Origin of the sequence: Nocardia sp. NPDC058480 (genome assembly GCF_042720495.1) — a bacterium.
Taxonomy (GTDB): domain Bacteria; phylum Actinomycetota; class Actinomycetes; order Mycobacteriales; family Mycobacteriaceae; genus Nocardia.
Window position 1 is genome coordinate 121,663 of the sequence record NZ_JBHXMN010000010.1, and the last position, 18,576, is coordinate 140,238.

Annotated in this window: 19 protein-coding genes; 6 read left to right on the forward strand and 13 right to left on the reverse strand. The window is 67.7% G+C overall.

Annotated elements, in window-relative coordinates:
* Window positions 1-95: 95 nt before the first annotated feature.
* Genes ACFWO8_RS22855 through ACFWO8_RS22865 form a run of 3 tightly spaced genes read right to left on the reverse strand, consistent with a single transcriptional unit; the run spans window position 96 to window position 2,843 of the window.
* Complete coding sequence (locus ACFWO8_RS22855) at window positions 96-536, reverse strand: Dabb family protein (protein ID WP_378956759.1); 441 nt, start codon at window positions 534-536, stop codon at window positions 96-98.
* Window positions 533-1,387 (reverse strand): NAD(P)H-binding protein, encoded by an 855-nt coding sequence (locus tag ACFWO8_RS22860; protein WP_378956771.1) that lies wholly within the window; start codon window positions 1,385-1,387, stop codon window positions 533-535. Before ACFWO8_RS22860 ends, ACFWO8_RS22855 begins: the two co-directional genes overlap by 4 nt.
* 28 nt (window positions 1,388-1,415) lie before the next feature.
* Window positions 1,416-2,843: an MFS transporter gene (locus ACFWO8_RS22865; RefSeq protein WP_378956781.1), complete on the reverse strand. Its 1,428-nt coding sequence runs from the start codon at window positions 2,841-2,843 to the stop codon at window positions 1,416-1,418.
* 97 nt (window positions 2,844-2,940) lie between these two features.
* Between ACFWO8_RS22865 and ACFWO8_RS22870 the strand changes: the two genes are divergently transcribed.
* The gene (locus ACFWO8_RS22870) at window positions 2,941-5,616 is read left to right on the forward strand and encodes an AAA family ATPase (RefSeq protein WP_378956787.1); all 2,676 of its coding nucleotides are present in this window, start codon (window positions 2,941-2,943) and stop codon (window positions 5,614-5,616) included.
* Window positions 5,617-5,676: 60 nt separating this feature from the next.
* Here the strand turns inward: ACFWO8_RS22870 and ACFWO8_RS22875 are convergent, their stop codons facing one another.
* From ACFWO8_RS22875 to ACFWO8_RS22885, 3 genes are all read right to left on the reverse strand, one after another.
* Window positions 5,677-5,847, reverse strand: a complete 171-nt coding sequence (locus ACFWO8_RS22875; RefSeq protein ID WP_378956797.1) for a toxin-antitoxin system HicB family antitoxin — start codon at window positions 5,845-5,847, stop codon at window positions 5,677-5,679.
* A gap of 9 nt (window positions 5,848-5,856) precedes the next feature.
* Entirely contained in the window at window positions 5,857-6,744 is an 888-nt protein-coding gene (locus ACFWO8_RS22880; RefSeq protein WP_378956804.1) for an SPFH domain-containing protein, read from the reverse strand.
* A gap of 67 nt (window positions 6,745-6,811) precedes the next feature.
* Window positions 6,812-8,155, reverse strand: coding sequence for an FAD-binding oxidoreductase (locus ACFWO8_RS22885; RefSeq protein ID WP_378956816.1), 1,344 nt, complete (start codon window positions 8,153-8,155; stop codon window positions 6,812-6,814).
* A gap of 71 nt (window positions 8,156-8,226) precedes the next feature.
* On the opposite strand from ACFWO8_RS22885, the gene ACFWO8_RS22890 reads away from it, so the two are divergent.
* Window positions 8,227-9,162 (forward strand): LysR family transcriptional regulator, encoded by a 936-nt coding sequence (locus ACFWO8_RS22890; RefSeq protein WP_378956831.1) that lies wholly within the window; start codon window positions 8,227-8,229, stop codon window positions 9,160-9,162.
* A 107-nt stretch (window positions 9,163-9,269) separates the two neighbouring features.
* Window positions 9,270-10,817, forward strand: coding sequence for an acyl-CoA carboxylase subunit beta (locus tag ACFWO8_RS22895; RefSeq protein WP_378957516.1), 1,548 nt, complete (start codon window positions 9,270-9,272; stop codon window positions 10,815-10,817).
* A gap of 170 nt (window positions 10,818-10,987) precedes the next feature.
* Here the strand turns inward: ACFWO8_RS22895 and ACFWO8_RS22900 are convergent, their stop codons facing one another.
* Window positions 10,988-11,440 (reverse strand): ABA4-like family protein, encoded by a 453-nt coding sequence (locus tag ACFWO8_RS22900; protein ID WP_378956852.1) that lies wholly within the window; start codon window positions 11,438-11,440, stop codon window positions 10,988-10,990.
* A complete protein-coding gene (locus ACFWO8_RS22905; RefSeq protein WP_378956861.1) occupies window positions 11,437-12,384 on the reverse strand; it encodes a hypothetical protein in 948 nt (315 codons plus the stop codon). The genes ACFWO8_RS22900 and ACFWO8_RS22905 overlap by 4 nt, the downstream gene beginning before the upstream one ends.
* Window positions 12,385-12,487: 103 nt before the next feature.
* On the opposite strand from ACFWO8_RS22905, the gene ACFWO8_RS22910 reads away from it, so the two are divergent.
* Window positions 12,488-13,129, forward strand: a complete 642-nt coding sequence (locus ACFWO8_RS22910; RefSeq protein ID WP_378956872.1) for a MerR family transcriptional regulator — start codon at window positions 12,488-12,490, stop codon at window positions 13,127-13,129.
* A 55-nt stretch (window positions 13,130-13,184) separates the two neighbouring features.
* On the opposite strand, the gene ACFWO8_RS22915 is transcribed toward ACFWO8_RS22910, so the two are convergent.
* From ACFWO8_RS22915 to ACFWO8_RS22930, 4 genes are all read right to left on the reverse strand, one after another.
* A complete protein-coding gene (locus ACFWO8_RS22915) occupies window positions 13,185-13,937 on the reverse strand; it encodes an amino acid ABC transporter ATP-binding protein (RefSeq protein WP_378957520.1) in 753 nt (250 codons plus the stop codon).
* A gap of 26 nt (window positions 13,938-13,963) precedes the next feature.
* Window positions 13,964-14,902, reverse strand: coding sequence for an ABC transporter permease subunit (locus tag ACFWO8_RS22920; protein ID WP_378917373.1), 939 nt, complete (start codon window positions 14,900-14,902; stop codon window positions 13,964-13,966).
* Window position 14,903: 1 nt separating this feature from the next.
* Window positions 14,904-15,809 (reverse strand): ABC transporter substrate-binding protein, encoded by a 906-nt coding sequence (locus ACFWO8_RS22925; RefSeq protein WP_378956892.1) that lies wholly within the window; start codon window positions 15,807-15,809, stop codon window positions 14,904-14,906.
* A gap of 126 nt (window positions 15,810-15,935) precedes the next feature.
* A complete protein-coding gene (locus ACFWO8_RS22930) occupies window positions 15,936-17,015 on the reverse strand; it encodes an isocitrate/isopropylmalate dehydrogenase family protein (protein WP_378956900.1) in 1,080 nt (359 codons plus the stop codon).
* Window positions 17,016-17,108: 93 nt separating this feature from the next.
* On the opposite strand from ACFWO8_RS22930, the gene ACFWO8_RS22935 reads away from it, so the two are divergent.
* Entirely contained in the window at window positions 17,109-17,609 is a 501-nt protein-coding gene (locus ACFWO8_RS22935; RefSeq protein WP_378956905.1) for a 2'-5' RNA ligase family protein, read from the forward strand.
* 49 nt (window positions 17,610-17,658) lie between these two features.
* Window positions 17,659-18,036 (forward strand): thioredoxin, encoded by a 378-nt coding sequence (trxA, locus tag ACFWO8_RS22940; protein WP_056824580.1) that lies wholly within the window; start codon window positions 17,659-17,661, stop codon window positions 18,034-18,036.
* A gap of 72 nt (window positions 18,037-18,108) precedes the next feature.
* Here the strand turns inward: trxA and ACFWO8_RS22945 are convergent, their stop codons facing one another.
* Complete coding sequence (locus ACFWO8_RS22945) at window positions 18,109-18,528, reverse strand: 2-keto-3-deoxygluconate kinase (protein ID WP_378956934.1); 420 nt, start codon at window positions 18,526-18,528, stop codon at window positions 18,109-18,111.
* Window positions 18,529-18,576: the final 48 nt, after the last annotated feature.

The window sequence follows — 18,576 nt, forward strand, 5'->3', positions numbered from 1 at the left end:
GTCGCAGGCGGATGGTTCGGCACCTACTCAGGATTCCGGCCGGGCCGACCCAGGTCCGCTGGCGGCACGCGCTCCAGCGGACCTGTGATGCGGTCTCAACCCGCTGCGGCTCCCGGCAGCGCAGGGCCATGTTCGCCGGGCGCTGCGCTGCCGGTGTATTCGGCTAGGCCGGAGACCAATTCGGCGATATCGGGGACGTTGTCGAACCTGCGTCGGTGGATCTCGGCGATCTTCGCGCCGACCTCCGGATCCGGATCGTCGGTGATGTCGAACGACACGAACTTGTCGACGAGCGGCAGCCCGGCTCGGTCCATCGCCAAGTGCGCCGGGTGGTTCATGTACTCCTCGTAACCCTCGAGATCCTCGATCAAAGACACAGCGCCGTACTCGAATTCACCGCCGAAGTCGGGGCCGACGACGCGTGCCTTGATCGACGGGATGGCGTGGATGTGCTCGCGCATTTGCGCGAGACCGATCACCTTCTCCTCCTCCGAGACTCCGGGCCGGAGGGTGAATCGAATGCAGTGGTAGATCATGCCGGAATGAAGGCGGCTGCGTAATCGCGGGCGAAGTCGGTGATGTCGCGTGCGGGGCGGCCGGTGAGGTCGGTGACACACGTGTGCACTTCGGCGGCTTCGCCTCGCGCGTAGTGGGCGTAGTCCTCGACGAGCCCGTCGAGCTGCCACGGCGGCAGAATCCCGGTCAGCACGGCGGTGAATTGGTCGGCGGGTGCGTCGTGGAACGTGATGTCGCGCCCGGTGGCGTAGGCGATCGCGTAGGCGATCTGGGCGTGGGTAAGGGCGCGGGGTCCAGTCAGGGTGTAGGTGTGGCCGGTGTGTCCCGTTGTTGTCAGCACGGTGGCGGCGGTATCCGCGATGTCTCTGGTGTCGATGAGGCTGACAGCCGCGTCACCGATGGGTGCGGCGAACCAGCCCTGCGCGATGGTGCCGGCGAAGCCGAGTAGTGCCTGCAGGTAGAGGTTCGGGCGCAGCACGGTGTAGTCGAGCCCGAGCTCGCTGACATGTGCTTCGACTTCGGCATGCCAGCGCAGGAACCGCACCGGCGAGTCGATGCGTGCCGCGTACTGGGAGAGCAGCACGAGCCGGTGCACGCCCGCGTCGCGGGCGAGGTCGGCGAACTGGATCTGGAGCGCGGCGGCGTCGGGTGCCGATGGACTGTTGAGGAAGACCGCGTCGACGCCTTTCAGCGCCTCGGCGACCGAGGCCGGATCCTGCAGGTCGGCGACAGCGGTCTCGACGCCGGGGACGGAGTGATCGGGGTTGCGGGTCATCGCGCGGACGGTCACACCACGGGCTTGCAGCGCGGGGATCAGTGCGGATCCGACGGTTCCGGTCGCGCCGGTAACGAGGACGGTGCGGGTTTTCATCGTCAAAAGGTCCCTTCAGTAGAGGAGGTCAGCGCGCGGCGGCCGGCTCGGGCCGCCGTGTGCTGACAGTGGAAATGAGCGCCAGTGCGAGGGCGATCAGGATGAGCGCGGCCTCACCGAGGAACGCGGTGGTGAACGAGATGTCGCCGTCTGTCCCCGCGGTGCCGATCGCGATTCCGGCCAGCGCGGCGAGCCCGACCGCGCCGCCCAGCTGCTGCGCGGCGTTGACGAGTCCGCTGAGCAGACCTGACTCACCGTCGGCGCTGTCGCGCACCGCCATCGCCGTGGCGTTGACCGCACCGAGTCCGAGGCCGGTGCCGATCAGGAGGAACGCGCCGAGCAGGCTGACGGAGAAGCCGCTGGTCGTCGGGTCGAGCGCCAGCCATAAGAAGCCGACGAGCAGCACGGCGAGGCCGACCGGCAGCGCGCGAGCCACTCCGAGTCGCTGAGCCAGCAGGGGTGCCACGATGCTGCCCACGATGATCATGACGGCGATCGGGATCTGCGCCATCCCGGCGGCGAGCGGGCTCATCTCGAGAATGTCTTGCTGGTATTGGGGCAGGAAGAAGAACAGGCTCGTCAGCGTGCCGCCGATCAGCAGCATCACCGGGTTCGCCGTGGCCACAGCCTTGCGACGGAACACCCCGAGCGGGACGAGTGGACGGGCCGCGCTGCGCTCGACGATCACGAACGCCACGAGCGAGGCGAGGCCGACTGCGAGGCCGGTGACCGTGGCGGGCGCGGTCCATCCGGCGTCAGCGGCGGCGACCATGCCCAGCGCGAGGCCGGAGATCGCGGTGGTGATGGTGACGGCGCCGAGCACATCGAACTGGCCTGGCCTGCCGGGAACCGACGGCACCGCGCGCACCACGACGATCACCCCGATGATGCCGAACGGCACCGGAGTCACGAATACCGACTGCCAGCCGAGCAATTCGGTCAACGTTCCACCGAGAAAGACACCGAGGAGACTGCCTGCCCCCGCGACGGCGCCCCAGATGCCCATCGCCCGAGTGCGTTCCGCGGGAGACGGATAGAGGGCGAGCACGAGCGAGAGCGCCGCGGGCATCACGATCGCGGCACCGACACCCTGCCCGATCCGTCCGGCGATCAACATCGTGCCGCTGGTGGCGACCGCGCAGAAGGCCGAGGCAGCGAGGTAGACAGCTATTCCACCCAGGAACACTTTTCTGGCGCCGAGCACGTCGGCGAGCCGCCCGCCGAGCAGGAGCAGACCGGCGAACGCCACCAGATAGCTGTCGACGACGATCGTGAGTTCCGCGGCCGTCAGCGCGAGACCGTCCCGGATCGTCGACCCGGCGAGGTTCACCATCGCGGCATCGAGAATGACCAGGAACATGGCCGTCGCGAGGCCGATCATCGCCACTGGGCGGGGTATCCCCGAACGGGTCAGCACTGTCGGCGGCGCTGATGTGCTGCGAGCTTGTGTCGTCATGCCACCACGATCCACTGGGCACGCCCCTGCTCGCGTCGGCGACAATTACCTACTTCCGCCGGCACGCCGGTCGGCGCGGACCCCTATTGTTCGCACCATGCGCACGACGTCACGCGGCTCGCTCGTCGGCAGGCACACCGAGATCGATTGCCTCCTCGCCCTCGTCCGCGCGGCCGAACAGGGTGCGGGCGGCGTGCTCGTCCTGCGCGGCGAACCGGGCATCGGCAAGAGCGCGCTGTTGGACCACGTCGAACACGCGACGCCGGCCGGGTTCCGGATAATCCGAGCCTCCGGGGCCGAGTTCGAGGGTGAAATGCCGTTCGCGGCACTGCATCAGGTGTGTGTCCCGGTGCTCGCGCACCTCGACGAACTGTCGGCTCCCTACCGTGACTTCCTCCTGGTCGCCTTCGGGATGGCCGACGGAACGCCGGACCCGTTCCGGGTCGGCCTCGCCGCACTCGAACTGCTGGCGGCCGCCGCCGCGGATCGCCCGATGCTGTGCCTCATCGACGACGCGCACTGGATGGACGGCGCCTCCGCGCGGGCGTTGACGTTTCTGGCCAGGCGCATCGCGGCGGAGCCGATCGTGATGGTGTTCGCCGCGCGCGACGATGCCACCCGCGGGCTCGACGAGCTGCCTGCGCTGACCATCGGTGGCCTCGGCGACGCCCACGCGCGCGAGCTGCTGGCCGCGGAGCAGACCGGGACACTCGACGAGCGGGTGCGCGACCGCCTGCTCGCCGAGGCACGCGGAAACCCGCTGGCCCTGATCGAATTGCCGAAAGCCGGTGGCTTCGCGCTGCCGACGCCGTCGCCGGTCGCGAACCGGATCGAGCGGAGCTTCCTGGCCAGGATGGCGGAACTGCCCCCGAACGCACGGCTGCTGCTGACGGTCGCGAGCGCCGATCCCACCGGCGACCCCGCTCTGCTGTGGGCGGCCGCGCGGCGGCTGGGCATCGACGTGCCCGCCGCGAGCGCCGCCACCTCGGCATCCGCGCTGATGCAGGTCGATACGCGGGCGCGCTTCTGCCACCCGCTCGCGCGTTCGGCCGCCTACCGGGCGGCCGAACCGGAACAGCGTCATGCCGCGCATCGAGCGCTGGCCGATGCCACCGACCCGGACGGCGCTCCGGACCGGCGGGCCTGGCACCGTGCTCAGGCCACCAGCGGGCCGGACGAACAGGTCGCGGCGGAGTTGGAGTCGGCGGCGTGGCGTGCGCAGGCACGGGGCGGCATAGCGGCGGCCGCCGCGTTTCTCGAACGTGCGGCGGCGCTGTCGCTCGACGCAGGCAAGCAGACCGAGCGGACGCTGACGGCCGCTCGGGCGACACTCGAAGCAGGCGGAGCGAGCGCGGCGGCCGATCTGCTCGCCAGTATCGATACCGAGACGCTCGATGATCGTCGGCACGCGTCGGTCGACCTACTGCGCGGACGGATCGCGTTCGTCCAAGGTGACGACGGGGCCGTCCGGGGTCCAGAGCTCATCATGAGCGCAGGTCAGCGGCTCGCCGACGTCGATCCGGAACAGTCGCGTGCGTGCTTCGTCGCGGCACTGGAGATGGGGCTCGTCGTCGGGCGGGCCGCGGGGGTGATGGACCGGGTGCTCGACGCGGCCCGCTCGGCGCCGACGGCCACGCGAGCGCCGGATCTGCTCGACGCGCTCATGCTGTTGAGCACCGCGGGACACAGCGCCGGAGTACCTGCGCTTCGACGGATTCTCACCGGCGACGATGCCGGTTGGACTCAGGCGCCCGCGTTGGCCACGGTGCTCGCGGGCGAACTGTGGGACATCGACCTGCACGCCACGGTGACCGAGTGGCTGGTGCGGACCGGGCGGGACACGGGGTCGCCGATCACCATCCGGCTCGGCCTGTCGCAAACGGCAGTATCGGCGGTGTTCGCCGGCGACTTCGGGCAGGCGATGGCCGCGATCGCCGAAGAGGAAGCGATCGCCGACGCCCTCGGCGATCTGCCGCAGCTGTACCCGAGAGTGCACGTGGCGGCGATGCGTGGCCGCCGCGAGGAGGTCCTGGACGTGTTCGCCGAGGTGATGAGCCGTGGCACCGGTCAGCTGACCGCGAACGCTCACTGGGCGACGGCCGTGCTGTACAACGGCCTGGCCGAATACCCGGCCGCGATGGACGCGGCCACGCGGGCGGTGGCGGGCGGCGACCTCTTCCTCGCCGGATTCGCGCTGCCCGAGTTGGTGGAGGCCGCGGTCCGGTGCGGCGACACCGCCGTCGCGCGGTCGGCGCTGGCGTCGCTGATCGAGCGCACCGAGCCCGCGGGAACCAGCTTCGCCCTCGGCGTGGCGGCAGGTGCGCGAGCGCTGGTCAACGATGCCGAAGAGGACCACATGGCGGCACTCGAGTACCTGGCGGACAGCGCGCTGATGGCGCACCTCGCGCGGGCACACCTGCGGTACGGGGAGTGGCTGCGCCGCGCGGGCCGCCGTCGTGACGCACGCGAACACCTGCGTACCGCGCATGAACAACTCTCGAAGATCGGCATGGAGGCGTTCGCGCGACGGGCCGCGGACGAGCTACGCGCGACCGGCGAAGTGGCCCGTGCCCGTTCCGAGCACACCTACGACCGCCTGACCATGCAGGAGATGCATATCGCTCGCCAGGTCGCGGCGGGCGCGACATCGCGGGAGGTGGCCACGCACCTGTTCCTCAGCCCCCGGACGGTCGACGCCCACCTGCGCAACATCTTCCGCAAGCTCGGTATCACCTCGCGCAGACAGCTCAAGAACATGCCCGATCTCGGATGACGCGAGCCAGGCGATTCTCCACGGGACCATCACCCCTCCCGTGGAGTTCATGACCCTGACTCAGTCCCGCTTGGGTTTACGTCCGGCCTGCTCGAGGGCCATGCGCAGCGCGTACTCGATCTGAGAGTTCACGCTGCGCAGGTCGTCGGCCGCCCATTTGGCGAGTGCCTCATGGACGGCCGGGTCGAGCCGCAGCAGGATCTTTTTGGGTTCCTTCTTCGGCTGGGTCATCGCCGCGGCTCAGGAGTAGAGGGATCCGGTGTTGACGACCGGCTGGGTGGCGCGGTCGCCGCAGAGGACGACGAGCAGGTTGGAGACCATGTTGGCCTTGCGTTCCTCGTCGAGTTCGACGGTGCCTTGTTCGGCGAGGCGGTCGAGAGCGAGCGCGACCATACCGACGGCGCCTTCGACGATCTGGGTGCGGGCGGCGACGACCTGGGCGGCCTGCTGACGCACGAGCATGGCCTGGGCGATCTCGGGGGCGTAGGCGAGGTGGGTGATGCGGGCCTCGATGACCTCGATGCCCGCGGTGAGGGTGCGTTCGCGCAGCTCGGCCGTCAGTTCCTCGGCCACCTCGGCGCCGTCGCGCAGGCTGGTGCGTGAATCGTCGTGGGCGTCGTAGGGGTGGGTGGTGGCGAGGTGGCGCACGGCGGCTTCGGACTGGGTTTCGACGTATTCCTCGTAGTCGTCCACAGCGAAAGCCGCCTTGAAGCTGTCGACGACCTTGTAGACCACGACCGCGGCGATCTCGACCGGGTTGCCGTCGGCGTCGTTGACCTTCAGCTTCTGGGTCTCGAAGTTGCGCACCCGCAGCGAGATCGACTTGCGGTCGGCCATGGGAACCACCGAGAAGAACCCGGGATCGCTGACCGAGCCGATGTAGCGGCCGAAGAAGGTGACGACCTTGGCCTCGTTGGGGTTGACGATGGTCAGCCCGGTGGCAAGCAGCATCATGACAAACGCGGCGATCGAGGCAGCCACCGCACCGATCCAGGCCGGCGCGCCGCCACCGTGTTGCGCGGCCGCGACGAACGCGAAAACGGCAGCGGCACTGAACAACAGGGTGAGCACCAGGCACCCCAGCAAGACGACGAATCCATTGACGCGGAATGCGGATCGCAGCTCCATGACATCCTCCCGATATCTGAGTGATATCACCAAGATAGTAGATATCGGGAGGCCGAGCAAGAGACCGCTAGGCGCTGGGAGCGATGTTGCGGTTGGCCCGGAACATGTTTCGCGGGTCGTACTTCGCTTTCGCCGCCGCCAGCCAGCGGTAGGTGTCCGGGGAGTACCCGGCCGCGGTCTGGGCCGCGTCCGCCGCACCGCCCGCACCGTAGAGGAACGCGAGGCTGTGTCCGATCGTCCACGGCGCCAACGCTTCCCGGACCAATGCCAGCCCTTCGGGCGCCGAGTCACCCGCGCCGGGACCGGTGATCACCCGCACGATGTACTCGGCATCACGATGATCGATCGAGGCCGGGCCGCCGTGCCGGAGGGCGCCGCCGAGGTGGCGGATGTCGATCACCGCGTCGACCTGTCCGCCCGGCGAGGTCAGTGCGCGCAGCGCGGACAGACTCTGCCGTGTCAGCTCCGAGAGCAGCGCGTTGGTCGCGGCGTAGGCGTGCGGGAAGGGCGGATCGCTGTGGATGGTGTGCGATTCGGCGTAGGGCATCGTGCGCAGGTCCTCGCGCAGCCGAGGTCCGATCTGCCGCAGCGGCGCGACCCACCGCTCGCCCTCCTCGTCCGACCCGTCGAAGGCCACCCGGATCGAGGCGACGTGGCGGCCCCGCAGGGATTCCGGCACGGGCGGGATATCGGGGTAGGTCATCACCGCGATCGTCGAGGTCAGCGCGCTCGGTACAGTCGCGGTCCACGCCCGCCAGGTCTCCAGCGCCAGATCGACCAGTGGTGCATCGAAAACCAGCTGACCACCATAGATTTCGTCGACCGGGACGAGATCGAGTTCGAGCCCGGTCACCACACCGAAGTTCCCACCGGAACCCAGTACCGCCCCGAACAATTCGTCTCGCGGGCCGAGCGAGCGCATTCTGCCGTCGGCGGTCACGAGCTCGATGCGGCGCACATGATCGGCGGCATAACCGAATTCACGCGCCAGCAATCCGAGCCCACCGCCGAGCACATACCCGACGACACCCACCGACGGCGACGATCCGTTCAAGGGCGCCAGCCCATACCGAGCGGCCGCCTCGACCAACGCACCCGCGCGCACCCCCGCACCGATGTGGGCAGTACGGGCCTGCGGGTCCACGGCGATGCTGTCCATGCGTCCGGTCGTGATGAGCACCCCGCCGTCGGCCGCGACCGACAACCCGTGTCCGGTCGCCTGCACAGCCACCGAGAGCCCGTGCCGCGCGGCGAATTCCACTGCGGCGCGCACGTCCTGACCGTGCAGGGCGCCGACCACGAACGCCGGACGGTGGGCGTAGGCGGTTTGGAAACCGGCGATCTCCTCGGCGTATCCGGGGTCGTCCGGGGTGAACACCGGACCAGCGAACTTCATTGCGATATCGGTCATGTCTTCGACTCTGCGTCCCGCGAGGAAATAAGTAAAAGAGATAGTTCTTCTGTAACCTATAATTGATAGTTATGGAACTGCGGCAGCTGCGCTACTTCGTGACGATCGTCGACGAAGGCGGGTTCACCAAGGCCGCCGAACGGCTGCACTTGACCCAGCCCGGCCTCAGCACCCAGATCCGGCAACTCGAACGCGAACTCGGTCAGCGCCTGCTCGACCGCGGCGCGCGCACCGTGACGCTCACCGACGTCGGCGCCGCCGTGCTCGAGCACGCGCGGGCCGCCCTGGCCGCCACCGACCGGATCGGCGACACGGTCGGGGAGTTCACGGGCTTGCTGCGCGGGCAGGTGCGGCTCGGCATGATCTCCGGGGCGGCGTCGGAAGTATTCGATGTCGCGGGAGTGCTGGCCGATTTCCACCACGATCATCCGCAGGTCGGGATCAGCCTCACCGAGGACACCGCGGAAAGGATGCTCACCGCCGTCGAGCACGGCGACCTCGATATCGCGCTGACCGGATTGACCGGCGCCCCAACAGGTTCCGACATCGGCCTGCACGTGATCCTGGAGACCCCACTCGTCGCCGCCGTCGCCCGCGACGCACCCGTCGACCCTGCCGAATCGGCGAACTCCATCACCCTGGCGACTCTCGCCGACCGCCGGCTGATCTGCCTCACCAGGGGCACGGGTCTGCGCGGAATATTCGAACGATCCTGCACCGCAGCCGGTTTCACCCCGAACGTCGCTTTCGAAGCCGCCGCTCCCCCGTTGCTGCTCGAGCTCGCGGCGCGCGGCCTCGGCACCGCGATCGTCCCCGCGCTCACCCCCGCCGAAGCCGCCGAGTTCGGCGTCCGAACCCTCGACATCGTCGCCCCACGAATCCACGGCAGACTCGCCCTCGCCTGGCGCACCGACCGCCCACTCAGCCCAGCCGCCACGGTGCTGCTCGGCCAATTGCGCATCGCGTTCGGCGCCCGAACCCCGGACGCCGACGCCGATCTCCGATGATTCGTCAGGCATCTGACGCCGTGCCGCTGATGTCGCGCAGGACATCGGGTTACGCTGTGGCTAACCGATGGAGGCGAGCTCGACCAGGACGAGGAAGGGCGTGCGTGGTGGAGTCGAATACTGCTGCGAAACTGCAAGAGCTGCGGGACAATCTGACGGCGGCGCGGGAACCGGCGGGAGATGCGGGGATCGCCAAGCGTGCGGCGAAAGGAATTCCCAGCCCACGCGAACGCATCGAAATACTGCTCGACCAGGGCAGTTTCACCGAAATCGGCGCGCTGGTGAAGCAGCCGGGCGCGGCCGACGGGCTCTACGGTGACGGCGTGGTCACCGGGCACGGCAGGATCGACGGGCGGCCGGTGGTGGTGATCGCCCACGACCAGACCGTGTTCGGCGGCTCGGTGGGTGAGATGTTCGGGCGCAAGGTCGCGATGGCGATGGATCTGGCGGCCGATATCGCGTGCCCGTTCGTGGCGATCAACGACTCCGGCGGTGCGCGGGTGCAGGACGCGGTCACCTCGCTGGCCTGGTACGCGGAGATGAGCAGGCGGCAGACGCGGCTGTCCGGGGTGGTGCCACAGGTGTCGGTAATGCTGGGCAAATGCGCTGCGGGCGCGGTGTATTCGCCGATCAACACCGATGTGCTGATCGCGACCGAGTCGGCGTATATGTTCGTGACCGGTCCCGAGATCATCCGCGAGACCACCGGCGAGGAAGTGACCCTCGACGAGCTCGGCGGCGCGTTCAACCAGGCGAACAACGGCAATATCCACCACGTAGCGGTGGATGAGAAGGCCGCGTTCGAGTGGGCGCGAACATATTTGAGCTTCATGCCGTCGAACTGCTACGAGCGGGCGCCGCTGGTCAATCCCGGTCTGGAACCGGAGATCACCGACTCCGATCGCGAACTCGACTCGCTCATACCGGATTCCGATCGCATGGGTTACGACATGTACGAGGTCCTACTCCGGATCTTCGATGACGGGGAGTTCCACGAGATCGGCGACGGCGCCGCCCGCAATCTGATCACCGGATTCGCGCGGGTCGACGGACGCAGTGTCGGGGTGGTCGCCAATCAGCCGCTGGTGGCCAGCGGCGCGATCGATGCGCGCGGATCGGACAAAGCCGCGCATTTCATCCGCCTCTGCGACGCGTTCGACATTCCGCTGGTGTTCGTCGTCGATACACCGGGCGTGCTGCCGGGCGTCGAGGAGGAGCGGATCGGCGTTATCAAACGCGGCGGCCGATTCTTCTTCGCGGTTGTCGAGGCCACCGTCCCGATCGTCACCGTGGTGGTTCGCAAGGCCTACGGCGGCGGTTACGCGGTGATGGGGTGCAAGCAGCTCGGCGGCGATATCAACCTCGCCTGGCCGACCGCGCGCATCGCCGTGATGGGTGCCGAAGCCGCGGTGGGTCTGACGCAGCGCAAGCAGCTCGCCGCCGTTCCGGCGGCCGAGCGGCCTGCTGTGCGACAGCAGATGGTCGACTTCTACAACGCCGCGGTCGCGACACCGTGGACCGCCGCCGAACGCGGTTACATCGACGCGGTCATCGAGCCGTCGACCACGCGGCTGGAAATCCGCAAAGCGCTGCGACTGCTCGGCGACAAACACGTCGAGCAGGCCCCGCGCAAACATCGCCTGATGCCGTTGTAGCGCCGGGCGTCACCGCCCCGACGCGGTGGCCTGCACGCACGCTCGCACATCACTTTCGACGACAACTGACAGCGCCCCTGCTTGGCACCGCTCGGTGAACCGGAGGGCCTTGCCGACCCCGCCTAGGCGAACAACGTGAGCCGGACTCCTCGGAGTCCGGCTCACGGCGACTATGTGCTGACCGAACTCGCTTGCGGCACAGGCGAAGTACCGCGCCGTGCGACTTCGCGCACCATTAGGTAGATCGGAAACGCGATGGGCGACAACAGGATCGTGCCGACCAGTTGCGGCCCCATCAGCAGCGGATGGATATCGCGCTCGCGGCTGTCGAGGTAGACCCAGCGCCCGAGGAACAGATCCCACGCGATGATCTGCGCCCACAGCGCGGTCAGTACGGCAGGGTCGGCGGTGGCTTCGGTGATCGCGTCCAGCGAGGGCGAGGTCACCAGCGACCACATCGCGCCGAGCACCGGCACCGCGACGATCGCCCATACCACCAAGGGCACCAGCACAATCCACGGTGAGGAGATGATCGCGCGGGTCCAGCGCCAGGTCGGGGCGAAGATCATCAAGGCCCAGAACGGCACCGTGACGAAGAACGACAGGTCGAACAGCGTGCTCATGCGGTGACTACCTTTCGGGCACCGGCCGCGCTCGCGACCGAGATCAATACTCCGACAACAACTCCGGTGACGATCGCGGCCGCGGCGGTGAGCGTGGCCTGATCGGGGTGGATCAACGGCTGCCCACGCAACGCCTGCCAGGTGACCAGGGCGAGGACCGCCGCGTAACCCGACGACGCGGTGATGATCAGGCCCAGCCGCACCCGCGTCGGCCGCAGTGCGGGGATCCGTGGCGCCAGGAACACCAGCAGCGCGGCGAGTAGCGGCAACGCCTGTAGTGCGTGCATGCCGAAGAAGTGCGGAATGCGCAAGTCGCCGTCGGTCGTACTCCACCCGGTCAGCGGCATGCCGGGGGTACCGTCGGGAGCTCCGACAGTGTGTGCGCCCGCGATTGCCTCGACGCCGGATTCCTGCTGCGGCATCAGATTTCCCAGCGCCAACCCGACCAACGTGATCGCGATGCCGAGACGAATCGACCAGGTGATCGAGGCGTCGCCGAGGCGTACGCGCATCAGTCCGATCCCGATCACCAGAGTTGCCAGGAACAAGATGATAATGGTGGATCCCATGATCACCCAGAGGGTGCCGTCCAGGGCGGTGGTCATGTTGTAGTGGCTGCGAGTCCCGCGGATCACCTGCCCGAAGATGATCGCCTGTTCGATCACCCCGGCAACCACGATCACCGAGGCCATCCACGAGGCGAGCCGAGAAGGCTTGGGCCGCAACGACATCAACCAAGCCAGCGCCACGCCGTAGAACACGAACGAGATCGCGAACTTGGTCGGCTTGAACCAGGCGGCCGATCCGGCGATCACCCGGTCATCGACCAGCATCCCGATCAGGCCGACCACGACGAGCGCGACGTTGGCGGCGGCGAAATACATCAGTGGCCGATGCAGGGGGGCGTTGGGGCGGGGTAGCGAGGGGACGGTCAGGGCTGACATTCGAATCTCCCAGAGATAGATAGCTATACTATCCGTTATGGATAGTTAGACTATCCGCTACGGGTGACGTAGGCAAGGGGGTAGAACGAAATCGGAGGTAACAGTGCGAATCTCGGAGTTGAGCGAACGCAGCGGCATCGCGGTGGCGACCATCAAGTACTACTTGCGTGAGGGACTACTGCCCGCAGGCGAACGCAGCAGCCCCAACCAGGCCAGCTACGGCGAGGACCACCTTCGCCGACTGCGCCTGATCCGCGCGTTGATCGAGGTGGGCGGGATACCGGTCGCCACCGTCGCCGATGTCCTCGCGGCGATCGACTCCCCCGAGATGCCCCTGTTCCACGTGCTCGGGGTGGCACAGGACAGTCTGTCCACGCCGGTACCCGCCGCCCACGACGCCGACTGGGACCGTGCGTACGAGGCCGTGTGCACGGAGATGGACCGGCGCGGCTGGGACATGAAACCCAGCCCACAGGCCATCGAAACCCTCACCGGAGTGATCGTTCGACTCGCGCAACTGGGCTACCGGGACTGGGCCACCACCACCCTGCCCACCTATTTCGACAGCACGCGCGCAGTCGCGGAGACCGACGTGGCGGCCGCCCTGTCCGCGGGCGACCGCGACGACATCATCGACGCGGTCGTGGTACTCACCGTGCTCGGCGACACCGCCCTGGCCGCCATCCGCCGCATCGCCCAGGCCCAGGTTTCCCTCGAGCGCCTGAAGAATCAGGACACCCACTGAACGCACAACGGCCCCGCGAGAACCCAAGAATCCGCGGGGCCGTTGTGTCGCTATCTCACAGCAGGCGGGACAGGAAGGCTTGGGTCCGCTCGTGCTGGGGGTTGGCCAGCAGCTCACGCGGCGGACCCGATTCCACGACCACACCGGCATCCATGAACACCAGTTCGTCGGCCACCTCGCGGGCGAAACCCATCTCGTGGGTCACCACCAGCATGGTCATGCCCGAATCGGCCAGCTCCCGCATGACGGCGAGTACCTCACCGACCAGCTCGGGATCCAGCGCCGAGGTCGGCTCGTCGAACAGCATCAGCTTGGGATCCATCGCCAGCGCTCGCGCGATGGCCACGCGCTGCTGCTGACCGCCCGACAGCTGCGCGGGGTACGCGTTGCGCTTGGCGGAGAGCCCGACCCGCTCGAGGAGCTCCTCGGCCCTGGCGATCGCGTCGGACCTACGGATCCCGCGCACCTGGATCGGCGCCTCGATCACGTTCTCCAGCGCCGTGCGGTGCGGGAACAGGTTGAAATGCTGGAACACCATGCCGATATCGCGACGCTGGATCGCGGCATCGCGCTCGTGCATCTCGTAGAGCTTGCCGTTCTTCTCCCGGTAGCCCACGAGATCGCCGTCGACGTAGAGCCTGCCCGCGTTCACCTGCTCGAGGTGATTGATGCACCGCAGGAACGTCGACTTGCCCGAGCCCGACGGACCGACCAGGGTCAGCACCTTGCCGCGCTCGACCTCGAGCGAGATGCCCTTGAGCACCTGCAGCGCGCCGAAGCTCTTGCACACCCGGTCAGCCAGCACCATCGGCGGGACTGCCACAACTTGTTCGGTCATTTCGCCTTCACCGCCGCCTGCGCCGTGGCCAGTTCCTGCAGCTGCTTGGCCGTGAGCTGCCGAGTGGCACCGCGCGAGTAATAGCGTTCCAAGTAGTACTGGCCGACCATGAGGATGCTGGTGATCGCCAGGTACCAGGTGGCACAGACGAGCAGCAGCGGGATCGGCTGGAAGTTCACGCCGTAGATATCGCGGGCGCGGCCGAACAGGTCGGTACTCAGCGGAATCGCGGTGACCAGCGAGGTTGTCTTGAGCATGCCGATCAGCTCGTTGCCGGTGGGCGGGATGATCACCCGCATGGCCTGCGGCAACACTGTGCGGCGCATCGTCTGCGTCCACGACATGCCCAGTGCCACCGACGCTTCGCGCTGACCCTCGCCGACGGAGTTGATGCCCGCGCGCACGATCTCGGCCATGTACGCGGCCTCGTTGAGGCCGAGGCCGATCACGGCGAACAGGAACGCGGCCTGCAGGCTCTGCACGTCGAGATGGAAGAACTGCGGGCCGAACGGCACGCCGAGGTCGATCTGCTTGTAGAGCGAGGGAACCAGGCCCCAGAACACCAACTGCACATAGACCGGGGTCCCGCGGAAGATCCACAGATACACCCAGGCCGCCGTGCGCAACACCGGGTTCGGCGACAGGCGCATCACCGCGAGGACGGTGCCCAGACCCACCGCGATCGCCATCGCGAGCACGGTGAGTTCCAGGGTGACGATCGCGCCGGCGGTGATCCGGCTGTCGAACAGGTACTTGCCGTAGGTGTCCCACCGGTAGGCGGGATTCGTGGCAGCGCCGTAGACGAACAATCCCACCAGGATCAGGATGATTGCCGCCGCGATCCAGCGGCCCGGCCTGCGCAGCGGGACCGCTTTGATCGGTTCGGGTTCGGTGCCCGGTCCGGGCACCTCCACCGTGTCTTTCTCGTCGGTCACGTCAGCTCACTGCACCGTTGATCACCGAGGTCTTGATCTGACCCTCCTGTACACCCCAGTTGGTGGTGATCTCGCCGTACTTGCCGTTGTCGATCAGGTGCTGCAGCGCCTTCTGCAGGGCCACCGCCAGCGGGGAGGACTTCTGCACGGCCCAGCCGTAGGGCGCGGAATCGAACAGCGGGCCCGCGGCCTCGATCTTGCCTTCGCTCTGCTTGATCGCGTACGCGGTCACCGGGGAGTCCGCCGACATCGCGTCGACCTGGCCGAGCACCAATGCGTTGGTCGCGGCGCTCTGCTCGTCGAAAGCCTTCATATCGATGGCGGGCTTACCCTCGGCGACACACTTGGCGCTCTTGGCGGGAATCTCGTCGGTGTGCTCGACCGTAGTGGACTGTACGGCGACCTTCTTGCCGCACGCATTGTTCGGATCGACCGCTTTACCGGTTTGCTGGGCCCACTGGATACCGGCGGAGAAATAGGTCGTGAAATCGACCTGCTGTTCGCGTTCACGCGAATCGGTGATCGAGGACATACCCACGTCGTAGGTGCCTGCCTGAATGGCCGGAATGATCTTCTCGAACGAGGATTCGACATAGTCGACCTTCAGTCCGAGGGTGCTGGCGACCGCATCGAGGAGGTCGACATCGAAGCCGACGATCTTGCCGCTCGCGTCCTTGTACTCGTTCGGCTGGTACGGCACGTTCACGCCGACGACCAACTTGCCTGCCTGCTTCACCTTGTCGGGGACGGCCGCGGCGAGCGCGTCGACCTTCTCCGCCGACACCTTGTTCACCGAGGCGCCGTCGCCCTCGGTGTTCTCGGCGCAGCCGGTCAACAACAAGGCACCGCCGGCGACGGTACACAGCAGCCGCACGGCACCACGGCCGAGGACAGTTCGAACAGACAAAGGAGCCTCCACATTTCACGTCGACGCCGGCCACGTGTCAGCGCCTGTTTGGCAATGTATGCGAACCGGACACAGCGTGGTGCGACAGTAACCGAAGATTAATCAGCCAATGTGAAAGGGGTCCCTTCACCTCCGGTGCACGCGGGCACTGACCTGCTCGGTGAATTCGCTGGTGGAAGCCAGGCCGCCGAGATCCGCGGTCGCGATTCCGGCCGCCAGTGTCGCCGTCACGGCGTGGGTAATGCGGTCGGCCGTATCATGGAGCACCCTATTGTCGTCACGAACCGCCAACCAGCGCAACAACATTGCCGCCGACAATTGCAGCGCGGCGGGATTGGCCCGATTATGTCCGGCCAGACCCGGCGCCGCGCCGTGCACGGCCTGCGCCATCGCGCGCGTATCGGAGCAGTTGAGCGAGGCGGCCATGCCGAGGGAACCGCTGAGCTCACCGGCCAGGTCCGAGAGGATGTCACCGAACAGGTTCTCGGTGACGATCACATCGAACTCGGCGGGTGAGCGGACCAGGTGCGCCGCCATCGCGTCGACGTGTTCGTCGTCGACCCGCACGTCCGGATACTGCTCGGCCACTTCGTAACAGACGTCACGGAACAGGCCGGTCGTCATCGGCAACACATTGGCCTTGTGCACCACGGTGACCCGCTTGCGCCGGCCCTGCGCCAGTCGCAGCGCCTGATGAGCGATCCGCTCGCACGCCTTGCGCGTGATCACCGCGACCGCCATCGCCACGTCCTCGGTGGGGCGGAACTCCCCCGAGCCGGCGAACATATTGCGGTCGGCGTAGAAGCCCTCGCTGTTCTCCCGGACGATCACCAGATCGATATCGGGCGCCATCGCGCGCACCCCGGTGAACGCGGCGGCGGGGCGGATGTTCGCGTAGAGCTCGAGCCGTTTGCGGATGACGCCGCCCGGTGCCACTCGCATATCCGACGGGTAGGAGGCGTTGTCGTGCGGACCGAGGATCCAGGCGTCGAGATCCTCGAGTGCGGTCAGGGTCTGTTCCGGCAGCGGGTTGCCGTAGGCGGCGATCGCGTCGTGCCCGATCAGCAGCGGCACCCACTCCACCGGCGCCAGCCCGGCCGCGCCGATCGCTTCGTCGACGACCGCTCGGGTCGCGGCCACCACCTCGGGGCCGATTCCGTCGCCGTCGATCACACCGAGTCGCAGGTTCGCCTTCGCACCGTTCACTCCCCCATCCTCGCGCGTGTCCGGGCCTTATCGAGCGAGTGGGCCGTGCGGACACGCCGCAGCGACTAGTTTCTGCAGATCATGGTGCAGTCGGTGGAGTTGCTCCTCGACGATCGCGGCGAGACGGAGATCCGCAGGCAATGGGCGGTTCTTGCTGAAGCAGGCCTCGGCAATCGCCGCGCCGAGACCTATCGGCCGCACATCACCGTCGCGGTGGCGCGCGAGATCTGGCCGCGCATCGACCACGCGCTGGAACGGCTCGCGTTCGAGCCGCTGCCGATCCGATTGGGCGGACTGCTCGTCTTCGGTGCGCGCCGACCGATCCTGGTCAGGGCGGTCGTCGTCACCGCGGACCTGCTCACCCTGCATCGCCGGGTCAGCGAGGTGGTCTCGCCCTGTCCCGGCATACCGGCGACCATGGCTCCCGGCGCGTGGACACCGCATGTGACCCTGGCGCGGCGCGTGCCCCCCGAACGGCTCGGCGACGCGATGCGGGCGGTCGCGGCCGACACCGATTTCCGGTCGCTCATCGTGGGGGTTCGCCGCTGGGACGGGGAGGCGCGGCAGGAGCGAATCGTGATCGGGGGAAGATAGTAGGACGCCCCGGCGTTACAGCCGAGGACACCGACAAGGAGAGGACGTCATGGCCACCCAGACGCTGACCCAGCAGAACTTCGACGAAGTCATCACCGGAAACGACGTGGTCCTCGTCGATTTCTGGGCTTCCTGGTGCGGTCCGTGCCGCAGTTTCGCGCCGACCTACGAGACCTCGTCGGAGAAGCACACCGACGTCGTGTACGGCAAGGTCGACACCGAGGCCGAGCAGGGGCTCGCCGCGGCCGCCAACATCCAGTCGATCCCGACCATCATGGCCTTCCGCGAGGGCGTGCTCGTGTTCGCCCAGCCCGGCGCGCTGCCGCCCGCCGCGCTCGAGGATCTGGTGACCCAGATCAAGGACCTGGACATGGACGAGGTGCGCAAGCAGATCGCCGAGCAGCAGGAGTCCTCCCCCGCCGAGTAGTTCGGCGCTGCGTAACGCAAAGGGCCCGTTCACCTTTCGAGGTGAACGGGCCCTTGTGTGTGCGGTGTGGTGTCAGCCCGCGAGCAGGTTGACGCCGGCGAGCATGGCGCGCACGGTCGATTCCGCACTGTCGGCGGCTGTCGCCACCGCCCAGCCGCGCCTGCCGTTGAACTCGCACTGCATGAAAGTGGCGATGCCGTCGGTGGTCGGGCGCTGATGGAAGTGCAGGATCTCGAGGGGGTAGCCCTCGTCGTAGAGCGCGGAGGTCATCGCCGCGACCGGGCTACCGGTGGCGATGACGGTGCGCAGGTGGTCGGCGAATTCCAGGGTGGCGGTGAAATCCGTTCCGGAACAAGACCATTCGCGCAGGGCGATGGATCCGTCGGCGCGGGTGTACCGGTCGAGGAAAGCGGCGGGGTCGAGGTCGGTGAGCTCGGCGCGCAGGCCCTTGGGGGCGGCGGCGAACAGGGCATGGTCCAGTGTCAGCGTCATTGCAGGTGAGGTCTTCCCGAAGATGTCTTCGTTGGCAGGGTGGGACCA